General features: G+C 72.5%; 12 protein-coding genes and 1 pseudogene. 6 read left to right on the plus strand and 7 right to left on the minus strand.

Annotated features, from left to right (window positions below):
• Nucleotides 1-4: 4 nt before the first annotated feature.
• The 3 genes from NQO67_RS18995 to NQO67_RS19005 all read left to right on the plus strand — a co-directional run bounded on the left by NQO67_RS18995 (nucleotide 5) and on the right by NQO67_RS19005 (nucleotide 2,641).
• Nucleotides 5-640, plus strand: coding sequence for a hypothetical protein (locus NQO67_RS18995; protein WP_255951237.1), 636 nt, complete (start codon nucleotides 5-7; stop codon nucleotides 638-640).
• 115 nt (nucleotides 641-755) lie between these two features.
• On the plus strand, nucleotides 756-1,283 hold the full coding sequence (locus NQO67_RS19000; protein WP_255951319.1) for a hypothetical protein: 528 nt from the start codon (nucleotides 756-758) through the stop codon (nucleotides 1,281-1,283).
• A gap of 371 nt (nucleotides 1,284-1,654) precedes the next feature.
• The gene (locus NQO67_RS19005; protein WP_374119033.1) at nucleotides 1,655-2,641 is read left to right on the plus strand and encodes a chitinase; all 987 of its coding nucleotides are present in this window, start codon (nucleotides 1,655-1,657) and stop codon (nucleotides 2,639-2,641) included.
• A 97-nt stretch (nucleotides 2,642-2,738) separates the two neighbouring features.
• Here NQO67_RS19005 and NQO67_RS19010 read toward each other — a convergent pair whose 3' ends face one another.
• The 5 genes from NQO67_RS19010 to NQO67_RS19030 all read right to left on the minus strand — a co-directional run bounded on the left by NQO67_RS19010 (nucleotide 2,739) and on the right by NQO67_RS19030 (nucleotide 8,099).
• Nucleotides 2,739-4,106 (minus strand): Nramp family divalent metal transporter, encoded by a 1,368-nt coding sequence (locus tag NQO67_RS19010; RefSeq protein ID WP_255951238.1) that lies wholly within the window; start codon nucleotides 4,104-4,106, stop codon nucleotides 2,739-2,741.
• A gap of 246 nt (nucleotides 4,107-4,352) precedes the next feature.
• Nucleotides 4,353-5,366 (minus strand): hypothetical protein, encoded by a 1,014-nt coding sequence (locus tag NQO67_RS19015; protein WP_255951239.1) that lies wholly within the window; start codon nucleotides 5,364-5,366, stop codon nucleotides 4,353-4,355.
• A 123-nt stretch (nucleotides 5,367-5,489) separates the two neighbouring features.
• Entirely contained in the window at nucleotides 5,490-5,900 is a 411-nt protein-coding gene (locus NQO67_RS19020) for a RidA family protein (protein WP_255951240.1), read from the minus strand.
• A gap of 61 nt (nucleotides 5,901-5,961) precedes the next feature.
• Nucleotides 5,962-6,786, minus strand: coding sequence for an IclR family transcriptional regulator (locus NQO67_RS19025; RefSeq protein ID WP_255951241.1), 825 nt, complete (start codon nucleotides 6,784-6,786; stop codon nucleotides 5,962-5,964).
• Nucleotides 6,783-8,099 carry a sugar kinase gene (locus NQO67_RS19030; protein ID WP_255951311.1) on the minus strand — a complete coding sequence of 439 codons (1,317 nt, stop codon included), beginning with the start codon at nucleotides 8,097-8,099 and terminating at the stop codon, nucleotides 6,783-6,785. Before NQO67_RS19030 ends, NQO67_RS19025 begins: the two co-directional genes overlap by 4 nt.
• A gap of 405 nt (nucleotides 8,100-8,504) precedes the next feature.
• Between NQO67_RS19030 and NQO67_RS19035 the strand changes: the two genes are divergently transcribed.
• The 3 genes and pseudogenes from NQO67_RS19035 (at nucleotide 8,505) to NQO67_RS19045 (ending at nucleotide 12,640) form a co-directional block, all read left to right on the plus strand.
• Nucleotides 8,505-9,956, plus strand: coding sequence for an amino acid deaminase (locus NQO67_RS19035; protein WP_255951242.1), 1,452 nt, complete (start codon nucleotides 8,505-8,507; stop codon nucleotides 9,954-9,956).
• Nucleotides 9,957-10,245: 289 nt separating this feature from the next.
• Nucleotides 10,246-11,895, plus strand: a pseudogene (locus NQO67_RS19040) (N-acyl-D-amino-acid deacylase family protein); the annotation flags it as partial.
• A gap of 61 nt (nucleotides 11,896-11,956) precedes the next feature.
• Nucleotides 11,957-12,640, plus strand: a complete 684-nt coding sequence (locus tag NQO67_RS19045) for a hypothetical protein (RefSeq protein ID WP_255951243.1) — start codon at nucleotides 11,957-11,959, stop codon at nucleotides 12,638-12,640.
• 175 nt (nucleotides 12,641-12,815) lie between these two features.
• Here NQO67_RS19045 and NQO67_RS19050 read toward each other — a convergent pair whose 3' ends face one another.
• Complete coding sequence (locus NQO67_RS19050; protein WP_308295675.1) at nucleotides 12,816-14,372, minus strand: ATP-binding protein; 1,557 nt, start codon at nucleotides 14,370-14,372, stop codon at nucleotides 12,816-12,818.
• Nucleotides 14,369-15,058, minus strand: coding sequence for a response regulator transcription factor (locus tag NQO67_RS19055; protein ID WP_255951313.1), 690 nt, complete (start codon nucleotides 15,056-15,058; stop codon nucleotides 14,369-14,371). The genes NQO67_RS19050 and NQO67_RS19055 overlap by 4 nt, the downstream gene beginning before the upstream one ends.
• Nucleotides 15,059-15,093 lie beyond the last annotated feature (35 nt).

Here is a 15,093-nt window from a genome sequence, read left to right on the forward strand (position 1 = left end):
GTCCATGACCAGCACACTCCGCCGTATCGCACGCACCGCACGGCGCCCGGTGCGCCACGTCCCGGCCGTCGCCGTCGGCCTGTGCGCCGTCGCCGCGCTCACCCTCACCGGGTGCGGCGACACCCACGCCGGCTCGTCCGACGGCGGCTCCGGCGCACAGGGCTCGGTCCCCGACGGGTGGGGCACGTTGACGACGAAGGGCGTCGACGTGTCGTACCCGAAGGGGGCGGACGGGTACGCCGAGGAGAGCGCGGCCGAGCGCGGCAAGGCCGCGGCCGCCGCGGTCCGCACCGCGAACGGCGTGAAGACGTCGACCCTCACCGTGCAGCTCGACTTCACCAAGGCCCGTTCGGCGGAGGACGCCGCCATCGGCGCCGAGGCCCAGGTCCAGCTGGGCTCCACGCTCCAGGGCACCAAGAAGATCGCCCTGCACGGCGCGTCCGACGCCCGCCGGGTCGACTTCGAGTTCACCTCGACCGGTGAGGAGCACACCCCGCCCAAGGGCACCCGGGTGCACGGCGTGATCCTGACCGGCCTCGACTCGACGAAGACGACGTTCGCCGTCCGTGTCGACGCCCAGCGGGGGAGCCTGTCGGACGCCGACCTGAAGAAGATCATCGATTCGATCGAGGTGCACTGACCATGGCGGCACGGGTGGCACGGGCAGCACAGGCGCCGGCGCAGGCGGTGGCCGCGACGGGCCTCGTCGAAGGCTCCCTGTGATGGCGCGCCCGGCGAAGCGACACGACTGGTCCATGCCGGGGTCCGGTGGCGGCTACCGCCCCGGGCCCGGATTCCCCGGTTCGCCCGGGGCCCGTGGCGGACCCGGGGCCGGGCACGGGGCCGGCCCCGGGTCCGGTCCTGCCACGGCGGAGCGCGGTGCGACGTTCTTCTCCTTCGCCCGGGCCTGGGCCACCGGCATCGTCGTCCTGGTCGTCACCCAGTACCTCCAGGTGACCCTGATCTATGACAACGTGGCCGGCTCGCACGCGCCCGACTCGTGGGGTGGCACGCTGGCCCTGGTACACCTGCCGAACCTGGTCTGCATCGCCCTCGCCACCTGGGCCGCGGCCCGGATGCACCCCGAGCCGCACTGCGAGGACCCGGTGCGGCACGCGATCGCGGCCTGTGCGGTGCCGGTGGCGGCGCAGGTGCTGACGCTCGCCGTGGAACGGCACCGTCCGGGCTTCGACGCGTTGTCCGTGTGCATGTCCACCGGAGTTCTGATCACGGGGTGCGTGGTCGGGTGGGCAGCGGAGCGCTGGCTACGGCCGGCTGACTAGCACCGCCCTGACGCGCCCTGACGGAACGTCCGCAGGACGTCCGCATGACGTCCGCAGGAAGCCCGCAAGACGCGGCCGCAGGACCGCGGCCCGGGACTGCGCCAGCAGCGCCAAAGGTCTTGACAACACTATTGGTCTGAACCATTTTTATACGCCAACGGTGGCCACCGCTGAACCACGTACGGACACGTACGCACACGTACAGACACCTACAGACACGTACGGAACTGACGGGCATGCACGTCGCCCGACCGCCTGACTTCCCCCCACGGAGGCGCGCAGTGAACCGCGTACCGGCCCCCACCGGCCTGATCCCCCCACCCCCAGCCAGCAGGCAGCGCAAGACCTGGACGGCAGCGCTCTCCGCGGTCGTGGCCGTGGCCGCGCTCGTCCTCACCGGGCTCGCCACCGACCGCGCCGACGCCACCGAACCGGCCGGTGCGACGGCCGCCCACACGGAAGCGACCGCGGCCGTGCCGAAGCACGCGGTCACCGGCTACTGGCAGAACTTCAACAACGGCGCGACCGTCCAGAAGCTCTCCGACGTGCCGGACGCGTACGACATCATCGCCGTCGCCTTCGCTGACGCCACCGGCACCCCCGGCGCCGTCTCCTTCACACTCGACTCCGCCGGGCTCGGCGGCTACACGGACGACCAGTTCAAGGCCGACATCGCCGCGAAGCACGCGGCCGGCAAGAAGGTCGTCATCTCCATCGGCGGGCAGAACGGCACGGTGTCCGTGAGCGACAGCGCCTCAGCGAGCGCCTTCGCCGACTCCGTCTACTCCCTGATGCAGACCTACGGCTTCGACGGCGTCGACATCGACCTGGAGAACGGCCTCAACTCCACCTACATGTCCCAGGCGCTGAAGTCGCTGGCGCAGAAGGCCGGCAGCGGCATCGTCATCACCATGGCACCGCAGACCATCGACATGCAGTCGCCCGGCAACGAGTACTTCAAGACGGCGCTGGCCATCAAGGACATCCTCACCGTCGTCAACATGCAGTACTACAACAGCGGCTCGATGCTCGGGTGCGACGGCCAGGTCTACAGCCAGGGCTCGGTCGACTTCCTGACCGCGCTCGCCTGCATCCAGTTGGAGAACGGCCTCGCGCCCTCCCAGGTCGGCCTCGGCGTCCCCGCCTCCAGCCAGGCGGCGGGCAGCGGCTACGTCGACCCGAGCGTGGTCGCGGGCGCCCTGGACTGCCTCACCAAGGGCACCGGCTGCGGTTCCTTCAAGCCGGACCAGACGTACCCGGACCTGCGCGGTGCCATGACCTGGTCCACCAACTGGGACGCCGCCGCTGGCAATGCATGGTCCAACGCGGTGGGCGGGCACGTCCACGGCCTGCCGTAGCCGTCCCGTACTCCCGCACGGACAACTCCCGGACCCCCATGGTCCGCAGCGCCGCCGGTTCGCCGGCGGCGCTGCGGGCGTCCGGACCCGGCCGTCGTCACCAGGGCAGGTCGCGTACCTGCTGCACGCACAGCACGACGAACAGCAGGCCGCCGAGGGCGAGCATGCCGTTGCTGAGCATGCCGTTGCGCCACTCCCGCGGGGTGCGCGAGGAGTTGAGCAACCAGATGAGGGTCAACGCCAGGAACGGCATGAAGAACGCGCCCAGCACCCCGTAGACGATGACCAGGCCGAACGGCTGGTTCAGCCAGAGCAACGCGATCGGCGGGAAGGTCAGCCAGAGCAGGTAGGCGCGGAACGCCCAGGAACGCTCCTGCCGACCCTCGGCCACCTGGGCCACGGCTCCCCCGTCGGCGTCCGCGTTCGCCTGCCGGGCCGCGCGATCTGCCTTCAACCGTGCCACGAAGTCGGCGAAGAGCAGGCTCACCCCGTGCCAGACCCCGATCAGGGAGGTGAAGGAGGTGGCGAAGAAGCCGATCAGGAAGAGCCTCGCGGTGAACGTGCCGAACCGGTCGTCCAGGATGCTGCTGAGGTCGACCAGGCCCTTGTCGCCGGTGGTGAGCGCGATGTTCGAGGAGTGCAGCAGCTCGGCACCGACGATCAGCATGGCGACCACGAAGATGCCGGTCGTGATGTACGCGACCCGGTTGTCGAGCCGCATCACCTTCATCCAGCCGGAGTCGGTCCAGCCCTTGGCGTTCACCCAGTAGCCGTAGGCCGCCATGGTGATGGTGCCGCCGACGCCACCGATCAGGCCCAGCGTGTAGAGCAGCGAGCCGTCCGGAAGCACGGGCAGCAGGCCGGCGAAGGCGGCCCCCGCGTCCGGCACGACCCGGGCGGCCACGTACACGACGACCACGAACATCACGCCGACCAGCACCGTCATGACCTTCTCGAAGACGGCGTACTGGTTGAACCACACGAACACCAGACCGACCAGGCCGGTGATGACCGCCCAGGTCTTCAGCCCGGGCCCGTCCGGCCAGAGCGCGACGATGGGCAACGCGGAGGACGACATCGCGGTCGCACCGTAGACGAAGCCCCAGATGACGACGTAGATCGCGAAGTAGACGGTGGTCCAGGGGCCGAGGCTGCGCCAGCCCTCGAAGATGGTGCGGCCGGTGGCGAGGTGCCAGCGACCGGTGGCCTCGGCGAGCGAGATCTTGACGAGGCAGCCGATCACCGCCGCCCACATCAGGGTGTAGCCGAACTTGCTGCCTGCGATCAGAGTCGCCACGAGATCGCCCGCGCCCACGCCGGTCGCCGCGACGACGATGCCCGGCCCGACGTACTTCCAGCGGGCCTTGCGGGGGCCCGGTGGGCCGGGGGCCTGTGGCGCGGTGCCCGATCCCCTGTCTGTTCCTGGTCCTGTGCCTGTTCCTGTGTTATCCGCGGTATCCGCCATGCGGATCAAGAAAGCGTAAGGAACTCCTCCGCACAAGGGGGTGGACATGCGTCAGTGGCCCCGGGCGGCAGGGTGTCTCGCTGAAGTGGCGACGACCTGCCGGTGCGTCGGGGCTTGGCGCTCTCCCACTGCACGGTGGGCTCCCCCCGTCCGCAAGGACGCGGGAAGTCCTCCAGCGGTGGCCCCGCTCGCAGCCCCGCGTCCCCCGGAGGGGATACGGCGCTCGGGGCCCCTGGGCGGGCGGCGTCAGTCCTTGGTGGTGGACTTGGCCTTCGCGGGCTCCTTCTTGGCGGCGGTCTTCGCCGTCGCACTCTTCTTGGCCGTGGCCTTCCGGGGCGAGGCCTTCTTGGCGGCGGGCTTCTCCTTGGCCGGCTCGTCCTTGACGGTGTCGTCCTTGGCGGACTTCTCGTCCGAGGACTCGTCGTCAGCGGACTTGGCGTCGGAGGGCTTCGTGTCGGAGGGCTTCGTGTCGGAGGACGACTCGGACTTGGCCTCGGCCTCGTCCTCGTCCTTAGCCTCGGTCTCAGCTCCGGCCTCGACGTCTGCCTCGGCTTCGGCTTCGGCCTCGGTGGTCTCCGCCGCCGACTCCGCCGACTCCGCCGACTCCGCCGACGTCTCGGAGTCCTCGGCGGAGTCCTTGACGGGCTCCTCCTCGGCCTCCTCCTCGTCCGGGAAGTAGACGTCCAGGATCTCGTCGAGCAGGGTCGTCCACTTCTTGAGAGTGGCCTTGCTCGGAGCCTGTACCTCGTTCGGGTACCAGCGGCGGTCCGGGGTGTGGACCGTCACGGTGAGCCGGCGCCCGAAACGGGACGTCTCGTGCTCCATCGCGGCGACCTCGTCCCACCGCCACTCGGCCTTCTGGTCGTCCAGCGCGAACTGGACGCCCGCCGCGTCGATGGTGATCGAACCGCGGTGGTCAAGGGCCTCGAAGACGGGCTTGTCGGGATCGGCCTCGGAGTCGGCTTTGGCGTCGGCGTCGGCGGAGTCCTCGGATTCCGCGGTGGCGCCCTTGTCCTCGTCGGCATCGGCGTCGGCGGCGTGCTCGGCGTCGGTGTCGTCGGCCGCGCCCTCGGCGCTGGTGTCATTGACGTCCGCGGCCGTGGCCGCGTCGTCCCGCTCGACCTGGGAAGCACTCCCACCGGTGTCTTCCGCTGAGTCCTTCGACTCGTCAGGGCCGGAAGGCATGAGGCCGGTGATGAACGCAGGATCAGTCGAGGCGACCTGCACTGGCTGGATCTTCAGATCTTTGCGCTGCTCCACGGCGGGCAGTATGGACGACGAACCTGTGTTCGCGACAGCCGGGCAGGCCAGGCGCACGGCGCGGCCGTGGAACGGATGCCGGACACCCGGGCCACGGCCGCGTCACGGGCCTCGTGCGGTCGGTCAGCCGAGCACCGCGAGCGCGTCGATCTCGACGAGCAGGCCCGCGGGAAGGCCGACGTAGACGGTCGTACGGGCACCCGGAGGCGCCTTGAGGTCCTGGCCGTCCAGGTACTCGTTGTAGATCTGGTTGAACTCGGCGAAGTGGTCGACGTCCGTCAGGTAGACGCGCACCATCATCACGTCGTCCCAGCCGGCGCCGCCCTCTTCGAGGATCGCCTTGACGTTGGCGAGGGTCTGGAGGGTCTGCTCGCGCAGGGTGGGCCCGGCCGGCGTCGGGGGCTGGCCCGCCACGGCGGGCAGGAAGCCGACCTGGCCGGCCACCTGGAGGATGTTCCCCTTCTTGACGCCGTGCGAGAACTTCGCGGGCGGGGCGGTGTGGGTCGCGGGGGTGAGCGCGGTCTTCTCGGTCATGAGCTGTCCTTGGTGGGGTTCGGTTCTCGGTGAAGGGTTCCGGAGAAAGCCTTCGGGGCCTCTAGTGGGGGTCGTGCGCGGGTTTCCTCGTACCCCCTGTCGATGTCGATGGGCCGCCTCGTCGGGGCGAGGCCGGGTCGGGACCCGGGTGCCCCGAGTACTCCCGGCTGATCGCCTCCGCGGTGCGGCGCACCAGCGGCAGCAGGGTGAGGAGTTCCTCGGCGGTCACGATGACGTTCGGCGCGGAGACCGACATGGCGGCGACGGCGCGGCCGGCCACGCCGGTGATGGGCGCGGCGATGCAGTTGATGGACTCCTCGTGGCCGCCGAGGTCGGTGGCCCAGCCCTGCTCGCGCACGGTCGCCAGCTCCTTCAGGAAGGCGTCGGGACCGGCTATCGAGCGGGGCGTGTACTGGGGGTAGTCGAGCCGCTGGGCGAGGGCCCGCCGCTCCGACTCGGGCAGGTCGGCCAGCAGCAGCTTCGCCACGGCGGCGACGGTGAGGGCGACGGGCTTGCCGATCCGCGAGTACATGCGGACCGGGTACCGGCTCTCCACCTTGTCGATGTACAGCACCTCGTCCTCCTCGTGGACGGCGAGGTGCACGGTGTGGCCGCAACTCTCGTTGAGCGCGACGAGGTGGGGGTGGGCGATCTCCCGGATGTCCAGGCTCTCCACGGCCTGCTGGGCCAGCGCGAAGAGTCGGGCGCCGAGGCGGTAGCGCTGGTCGGACTGGCGGTACACCAGCCCGTGTTCGTGCAGGGTGCGCAGCAGGCGCAGCGCCGTCGACTTGTGCACGCCGAGGCGCTCGGCGACCCTGCCGAGGTCGGCGGGCCCCTCGGCGAGCAGCGGCAGGATGCTCAACGCACGGTCCACGGTCTGGCTCATGGGGCGTCCACCTCCCGGACGGGGCTGTCGGGGCCCTCGGGGCCGGCGGACGCGGTGCCGGGCACGGGAGGCGTGCCCGTCCAGCCCGGCGCGAGGTGCAGGGCGGCCCATCCGGCGGCGTCGAGTGCGGCCAGCCGGTCGGCCTGGGCGCGGGTGGGCGGGGCGGCGAGGTCACCGGGGACGGTCAGGACGGCGGCGGCCGTCAGGTGCCCGTGCCGGACCCGGTCCCGCACCGGCAGACCGCGCAGGGTGGCCGAGAGGAACCCGGCGGCGAAGGCGTCTCCGGCGCCCACCGGGGCCACCACGTCCACACGCAGGGCCGGCACGAAGGTGACGGTGTCCGGCGGCGGGGGCACCCCCGCGCCTTCGGTGTCTTGGGTGCTCTTGGCGCCTTCGGTGTCTTGGGTGTCCTTGGCGCCTTCGGCGCCTTCCGGGTGGTGGAAGACGGTGACGCCGGTGGAGCCCTGCTTGACGACGAGGACACCGGGCTCGGGGAGTGCGGCGCGGACGGCGTCGGGGCCGCCCGTGACGCCCCACAGCGCATGCGCCTCGTCGTCGCCGACGAAGACGACGTCACAGCGGCGGGCCAGGTCACGCAGCACGTCACCGGGGTCGTCGCCGGCGCGCCACAGGCCCACGCGGTGGTTGACGTCGAAGGAGAGCAGCGGACGGTGCACCCGATCCCGGTCGGTGTCCCGGCCGACGTCCCGGCCGGTCAGATCACGCAGCAGGGCACGGCAGTCCGGGGAGAGGGCGGCGGTGATCCCGGTGAGGTGCAGGACCCGGCCGGAGCGCAGCACGTCGGCGGGCATGTTCGCGCACGACATGGCGGAGGCGGCCGACCCGGCACGGTAGTAGACGACTTCGGAGGCCGCTGCCGCGGGCAGCACCGCGGAGGCGTCCGTCGCACCGCCCGCGGCGGCATCCGTCGCACCCCCCGGGGCGGCATCGGATGCGCCACCCGCCGCGTACCCGTCCACCGGCTCCCTCGCGGACTCCTGCGCGGACCCCTCTGCGGGCTCCTGCGCGGGCTCCTGCGCCGGCTGGAGGACCCGTTCGCCCGCGGTCCTGAAGTAGATGCCGGTGGGGCGCTGCGGGTCGCGCTGGACCGCGCGGGTGTCGACGCCGTAGGAGCCGATCGTGTCGACCAGGTACTCCCCGAACCCGTCCGCACCGACCCGGCTCACCCAGGCGACGCGGTGCCCGGCGGCGGCGAGTCCGCAGGCGACGTTCGACTCGGCTCCGCCGATGGCGCGCTCGAAGGACGGCACGTCGGCGAGGCGGCCTGGCCTGGAGGGCAGGAAGGTGACCATGGACTCGCCGAGGGTGACCACGTCGAACCGGTCGGCGTCCGCGCCGGTGGCGGCCGGGCGGCCCGCCGTGGCTCGCGGGTGGCCCTGCGCTGCTCCGGAGCCCGGCCCGGGTCGGGCGCCCTGCCCCGCTCGGGGGCCCTGCTCCGGTCGTCGGTGGTCGGCCGGCGGTGCCGGTCGGGACGGGACGGTGCCGGGCTCACCCGTGTCCACGGGGTCGGGGACCGCGGCTGTGGAGGCGGTCACGGGGATCGGGCTCCTTGCTGGTCGGCTGGTTGACGGCTGGGGGCGGCCCAGCGGCGCCGGCGGGTCGTACGGCTCCGTTGACCCGGCGTGCCTGGGATGTTAGACAGCTGTAAGCGACATACGCAACGCATGTTGCACATAATGCAACAGTCAGGAGGGTCCATGGCGTCCGACCGCCCCGCAGACCGTGCCGCAGACCGTCCCACCGGCCGACCCGACCCGGCGGCCCGCAAGGATGCGGGCCAGGCGCACCCGACCGGCCCGGCACGGGCGGCCGACCTCGCCGCCCCGGTCACCGCGGCCGCCGCCCGGCTGGCAGAGGAGCGCGTGGACCACCGCTTCCGCGGTCTGCCGCCGGACGCCGAGGGCCTGACCGTCGGCGAGCTCGCGGCGCAGCGCCGGAACCTCTTCACGGGCGGCTTCACCACCCCCGTCCTGACCCTTTCCGCGGAGCGCCTGGAGCACAACCTGGCGCTCATGGAGACGTACTCCACGCGGCACGGCCTGTCGTTCGCACCGCACGGCAAGACCTCGATGGCGCCGCAGCTCTTCGCCCGCCAGATCCAGCACGGCGCATGGGGCATGTCGCTCGCCGTGCCGCACCAGGTGCGGGTGGCCCGCGCCTTCGGCGTGCCGCGCGTCTTCCTCGCCAACGAGCTGGTCGACGCGGCGGCGCTGACCTGGCTCTCCGCCGAGCTGGCCGCCGACCCCGGGTTCCGTTTCATCTGCTACGTCGACTCGGTACGGGGCGTGCAGCTGATGGACGCCGCGCTCCGGCGTACCCCCGCGGCGCTGGACGGCACCGCACGTCCCGTGGACGTCGTCGTCGAGCTGGGCGCCGGCGAGGGGGCGCGCACCGGCGCCCGCACGGAGGCGGACTGCATGGCGATCGCGGACGCGGTGGCCGCCGTCGAAACGCTGCGCCTCGTGGGCGTCGCCGGCTACGAGGGCGAGGTGCCGGGCGCCTCACCGGAGCGGGTGCGGGCCTGGTTGCGCCGGCTCACCGCACTGGCCGCCGACCTCGACCGGGCGAGGCGGTTCGCGGACGGCGCCGGCCGCGTGGCGGGACCCGACGAGATCGTGGTCAGCGCGGGCGGCAGCGCCTGGTTCGACGCCGTGGCGGACGTCTTCGGGGAGATCGGCGAACTGTCCCTGCCGGTACTCAAGCTGCTCCGATCCGGCGCCTACGTGTCGCACGACGACGGCCACTACCAGGACGTGACGCCCTTCAACCGGGTCCCCGAGGAGGGCGCGCTGCACCCGGCGTTCCGGCTGTGGGCACAGGTGGTGTCGCGCCCCGCGGCCGACCAGGCGTTCCTGAACGCGGGCAAGCGGGACGCCGCGTACGACCTGGACCTGCCGATGGTGCAGGTGGTGCGGGACGCAGGCGGAGGCGAGCAGCGGGCGGCGTCCGGCATCACGGTGCACAAGCTGTCCGACCAGCACGCGTGGCTGCGGACCGGCGGGGCGGGGTCCGGCTCCGCCGAGCTCCAGGTCGGGGACTGGGTCGGCATGGGGTTGTCGCACCCCTGCACGTCGTTCGACAAGTGGCAGCTGATTCCGCTGGTCGCGGCGGACGGGACCGTTACGGACTACATCCGCACGTTCTTCTGAACTGCGGCTCACGCCGCTCCCCGTCTGGTGGGGCGTGCCGAACGCGTCGGCGGCCGGTGGGCCGGGCACGGCAGGTACTGCCCCTCCGGGACGGTGCCGACCCGACGGTCACGTCGTGGCTGATCGCGCAGTTCCCCGCGCCCCTATGGGTGCGCCGGGGCGCGCCCGGTCCAGGGATGGCGCCGAAGGCGCCTGCTGAGGGGCGCGGGGAACTGCGCGGGCAACCGCCACCCGCCGCTGGTCCGGCAACGACGCAAACAACCCCTCCGGGACGGAAAAGGCGCAGGTACAGCCCATGGACCTAGTCATCCACGACACGCTCGTCGTCGACGGCACCGGAACCACCCCGTACCGGGCCGACGTCGGCCTGACCGGTGGTCGGATCACCGAGATCCGGCGCGCGGGGGAACCGCGCATCTCCGGCCGTCGTGCACTGAACGCGGCCGGCCTCGCCCTGGCGCCCGGTTTCATCGACATGCACGCGCACAGCGACCTCGCCCTGCTGCGTGACCCTGACCACCGGGCCAAGGTGGCCCAGGGCGTCACCCTCGAAGTCATCGGCCAGGACGGCCTGTCGTACGCGCCGGTCGACGACCGCACCCTCGCCGAGGTCGGCCGGGCGATCGCCGGCTGGAACGGCGACGTTCGCAGCGACCCGGCGATCGACCCGACCTGGCGCTCGGTCGGCGCGTACCTGGACCGCCTCGACCACGGCTTCGACGGCGCCGGCATCGCCGTCAACGCCGCGTACCTGATCCCGCAGGGCACCGTCCGGATGCTCGCCGTCGGCTGGGAGGACCGCCCGTGCACCCCGGACGAGCTGGCGCACATGCGGCGCCTGGTCGCCGACGGGATGCGCGAGGGCGCGGTCGGCATGTCGTCAGGGCTGACCTACACCCCCGGCATGTACGCCGAGGACGCCGAGCTGACCGAACTGTGCCGCGTCGTCGCCCGGTACGGCGGCTACTACTGCCCGCACCACCGCTCGTACGGCGCAGGCGCCCTGGAGGCGTACGAGGAGATGGTGGCCCTCACGCGCACCGCCGGCTGCCCGCTCCACCTCGCCCACGCCACCATGAACTTCGACGTGAACGAGGGCCGCGCCCCCGACCTGCTCGCGCTCCTCGACGGAGCCCTGGCCGACGGCGCCGACATCACCCTGGACACCTATCCGTACACCCCGGGCAGCACCACGCTCGCCGCGATGCTGCCGAGCTGGGCGAGCGCGGGCGGCCCCGAGGCGGTCCTGGAGCGGCTGCGGGACGACGCCGTGGCCGAGCGGATCCGCCACCACATGGAGGTGCTCGGCTCGGACGGCTGCCACGGCGTGCCGATCGACTGGGACACCATCGAGATCTCGGGCGTGCAGGACCCGGCACTCGCCGGACACGTCGGGCGGACCGTACGGCAGTCGGCGGCCGACCACGGCGAGCCACCCTGGGCGACGGCACGCCGGCTGCTGCTGGACGACCGGCTCGGCCCGACGATCCTCCAGCACGTCGGGCACGAGGAGAACGTGCGGCAGATCATGCGGCACCCGGTGCACACCGGCGGCTCGGACGGCATCCTCCAGGGCGCGAAGCCGCATCCGCGCGCCTACGGCACCTTCCCCAGGTATCTCGGGCACTACGTGCGCGAGTTGGGCGTCCTCAGCCTTCAGGAGTGCGTCGCCCACCTCACCGCACGTGCCGCCGCCCGGCTCGGCCTGCCCGACCGCGGTCTGGTGCGCCCCGGATACCGCGCCGACCTGGTGCTCTTCGACCCGGAGACGGTCGCGGCCGGCGCCACGTTCGACGCGCCGCGCACGCCCCCCGTCGGCATCCCCCACGTGCTGATCGACGGGCGTTTCGTGATCGAAGACGGGGAGCGCACGGACGTGCTGGCGGGGCGGTCGGTGCGCGGCGCCGCCTTCACGGGCACAGGTGTGCACCGGGCGTAACACCCGTGTTAGGCGGGCCGGTTCATGATGGTGCCATCCGAACCACAAGAGAGGATGCGCCATGAACAAGCGGACTCTGGCCCTGGCCGGAGCCACCGTGCTGTGCGCGGGCGGGATCGCCTTCGCCGCGACAGCGAGCGCCTCGACCCACGGCGCCAGCCCGGTAGCGTCGTCCCAGGGCTCCTCGGACTCCGGTAAGGGCTCCAAGGGCGAGAAGGGCCCGGACCTTTCGGACCTGCCGAAGGTGCTGCACAGCGAGCAGGTGATGCAGGACCCGAAGACCGGCAAGATCACCACGAAGGACGAGCAGACCGGCAAGGTGACCTCGGCGTCCGGCTCCAGCGTCACGGTGAAGAGCGCGGACGGCACCACCTGGGTCTGGAAGCTGACGAAGGACACCTCCATCACCACGGAGAAGTCCGCCAAGGCGAAGGCGTCCGACGTGAAGACCGGCGACTCCGTGCTGATCGCCGGCGACCGCGCCGGCGACACCCGGACGGCCCGCACCCTGAGCGACCCGGCGACGTCGATCACCAAGGGCGTCGGCGAGAAGCTCCGGAAGCGGTTCGGCTCGGACCTCGACAAGAAGGACCTGGACGACCTGCGGAACAAGTTCCGCAAGGAGTTCGGCGGCCTGCCGAAGCTGAAGGACCGCCCGGGCATGTCCGGCATGTTCGGCGGCGGCACCTCGTCGTCCGACGGTTCCGCCGGTTCGGGCGCGACGGACACGGCCGCGGGCGTCTGACGCACGCTCGGGGGTGCCTGACGCACGCCTGGGGACGCCTGACGCAGGCTGCTGCGCCTGGGGATGCCTGACACACGCGGTCGGGCATCCCCGCGGCGGGGCCGGCTTCCTACCCGCACAAGGGCGAGCTGACCCGCACGCCGTCGAATGAGCCGCCCTCACCGGGAACCCATGGTCACCGGGACCCCATGGGCAGGGAGACCGACATCTCCAGCCCACCGTCCTCCCGGGCCCGTGCCGTGCACGTCCCCCCGTGCGCCGCGGCGATCGCCGCCACGATCGACAACCCGAGCCCCACCCCCGTGGGCGGCTTCGCACCGCCCGCCGATCCCGCCGCGCGGGCCGGCGACCCTGACGACGAGCCGGCCCGCGCGGCCACCCCGGACTCGGGTGGCACCCTGACACCCTCCGCATGTCCGGGTGCCGCCCGAACCCCCGACGCACTCCCCGTACCGGCCCCCGTTTCCCCTTTCTCCCGCGCCACGGAAACGTCCGGACCCGCCGTCGGCGCCGAAACCGGCGCAGCCGCGGTCACCGCACCCGCGGTGCCCCGCCCCGAGTCGCCGCGTGGCTCCCCGCCGTACCCCGAGCGTGCGGGGGCCACGCGGTCCGGCGCCAGCCGCCGGAACGGCTGGAAGAGCTCCGCGACCCTCTCCTGCGGGAGCTGCCGCCCGGAATTGCTCACCAGCAGCGTGACCGACCGGGTGTCACCGCCGCTCGTCACGCCGGTCTCGACGCTGATCCACCCGTCGTCGACGTTGTGCCGCGCCGCGTTCTGCACCAGGTTCACGGCGAGCCGTTCGACGAGCACGGCGTCGCCGAGCAGCGTGGCGGGCGCAAGGCTGCGTCGCACGCTCAGGCCACGGTCACGTATCTCCGTCTCGGCACCGGCCAGCGCCCCCTCCACCGCGGCGGCCAGGTCGACGTCCTGGCGCCGCGCCACACCGGACTGGCTGCGGGCGAGCGTCAGCAGGCTCTCGATCACGTGCTCATGGCGCTCGGTGGCGGCCCGCAGCCGCACGGCCATGTTCTTCAGCGACTCCTGCGTGGGATTGGCCAGCGCCACGTCGATGGCGGCGCGTTGCACCGTCAGCGGGGTGCGCAACTCGTGCGAGGCGTTCGCGGCGAACCGCCGTTGCGCCTCGAACGCGGCCGACAGCCGCGCCAGCATGCCGTCGAAGGTGTCGGCGAGATCCTTCAGCTCCCCGGCCGGCCCCTCGAGATCGATCCGCTCGTCCAGGTTGTGCGTGGACAGCCGCCGGGCCGTGGCGGTGATCTCGCGCAGCGGCCGCAGCGCCCGCCCCGCCAGCAGCCAGCCGAGCACGACCGCGATCAACGTCGTGATGCCCAACGCGACGGCGGACTGGGTGAGCAGCTCGTGCAGGGCGTTGGCCCGCTCGGTCTGCTGCGCCTCCCGGATGGCCTGCAAGGGCGACTCCAGGTCGAGCCCCGAGCCCATGCCGAGCCCCTCCCGGAGCCGTTCCAACCGGTCGGCGTCCGGCAGCCGGGCGGCCGGGGCCCGGCTGATCTGCTGGGCCACCAGGCCGTAGGTGATGGCGAGCAGCACGGTGCCGGCGATCAGGAACAGCCCGCCGTAGACCGCGGTCAGCCGCAGTCGCAACGAGCCGGGCATCCGCAGCCGCTCGGCCAACCGCCCAGCCCAGCCGAGCGACGACGCACCGAGCGGCGCGACTCCGGGCGGCGCAGCTCCGGGCGGCGGGGCCCCGGTCACCGCACGCGGTACCCCGCGCCCGTGACCGTCTCGATCAGCTCCGGCTCCCCCAGCTTGCGGCGCAGCCGTGACAGGGTGGTCCGTACCGTGTTGGTGAAGGGGTCGGTGTGCGCGTCCCATACCCGTTCCAGCAGCTCCTCACTGGTGACGACCGCACCGCGCGCGCCGAGCAGGACCTGCAACATCCCGAACTCCTTGCCGGTGAGCGCGAGGGCGCGCCCGGCGCGCGAGGCGGTACGGCGAGCGGTGTCCACGGTGACGTCGCCATGGGTGAGCACCGGAGGCAGCGCGGGCTGCGCCCGGCGGCCCAGCGCCTGGATGCGTGCCACCAGTTCGGCGAAGGCGAACGGCTTGGGCAGGTAGTCGTCGGCGCCCAGGTTCAGCCCCGCCACACGGTCGTCGATGGTCGACGCGGCGGTGAGCATCAGCACCTTGGTGTGCCCTCCCGCCGCGCCGGAGCCGCCGGCGGCCGATCCCCACTCCGCCACCAGCGCGCGGCACACGTCGTCGCCGTGCACGACGGGCAGGTCGCGGTCCAGGACGACGACCTCGTAGCGGTTGACGGCGATCATCTCCAGCGCCTGCGCGCCGTCCTGCGCCTCGTCGACCGCGAAGCCCTGCTCCCGCAGTCCCTGCGCCACGATCTCCAACAGCTCCACGCTGTCCTCGACGACGAGCACCCGCACGGCGACTTCCCCCACCTCTCCGGCTCTCCGCTCAC

It is taken from the genome of Streptomyces odontomachi (assembly GCF_024435355.1).
In the GTDB taxonomy this organism is placed as follows: domain Bacteria; phylum Actinomycetota; class Actinomycetes; order Streptomycetales; family Streptomycetaceae; genus Streptomyces; species Streptomyces odontomachi.

What these genes read in the sequence shown, in the direction of transcription:
- NQO67_RS18995 (WP_255951237.1), top strand. Translation starts at nt 5, where the DNA reads ATGACCAGCACACTCCGCCGTATCGCACGCACCGCACGGCGCCCGGTG.
- NQO67_RS19000 (WP_255951319.1), top strand. Translation starts at nt 756, where the DNA reads ATGCCGGGGTCCGGTGGCGGCTACCGCCCCGGGCCCGGATTCCCCGGT.
- NQO67_RS19010 (WP_255951238.1), bottom strand. Translation starts at nt 4,106, where the DNA reads ATGGCGGATACCGCGGATAACACAGGAACAGGCACAGGACCAGGAACA.
- NQO67_RS19020 (WP_255951240.1), bottom strand. Translation starts at nt 5,900, where the DNA reads ATGACCGAGAAGACCGCGCTCACCCCCGCGACCCACACCGCCCCGCCC.
- NQO67_RS19025 (WP_255951241.1), bottom strand. Translation starts at nt 6,786, where the DNA reads ATGAGCCAGACCGTGGACCGTGCGTTGAGCATCCTGCCGCTGCTCGCC.
- NQO67_RS19030 (WP_255951311.1), bottom strand. Translation starts at nt 8,099, where the DNA reads ATGGTCACCTTCCTGCCCTCCAGGCCAGGCCGCCTCGCCGACGTGCCG.
- NQO67_RS19035 (WP_255951242.1), top strand. Translation starts at nt 8,505, where the DNA reads ATGGCGTCCGACCGCCCCGCAGACCGTGCCGCAGACCGTCCCACCGGC.
- NQO67_RS19045 (WP_255951243.1), top strand. Translation starts at nt 11,957, where the DNA reads ATGAACAAGCGGACTCTGGCCCTGGCCGGAGCCACCGTGCTGTGCGCG.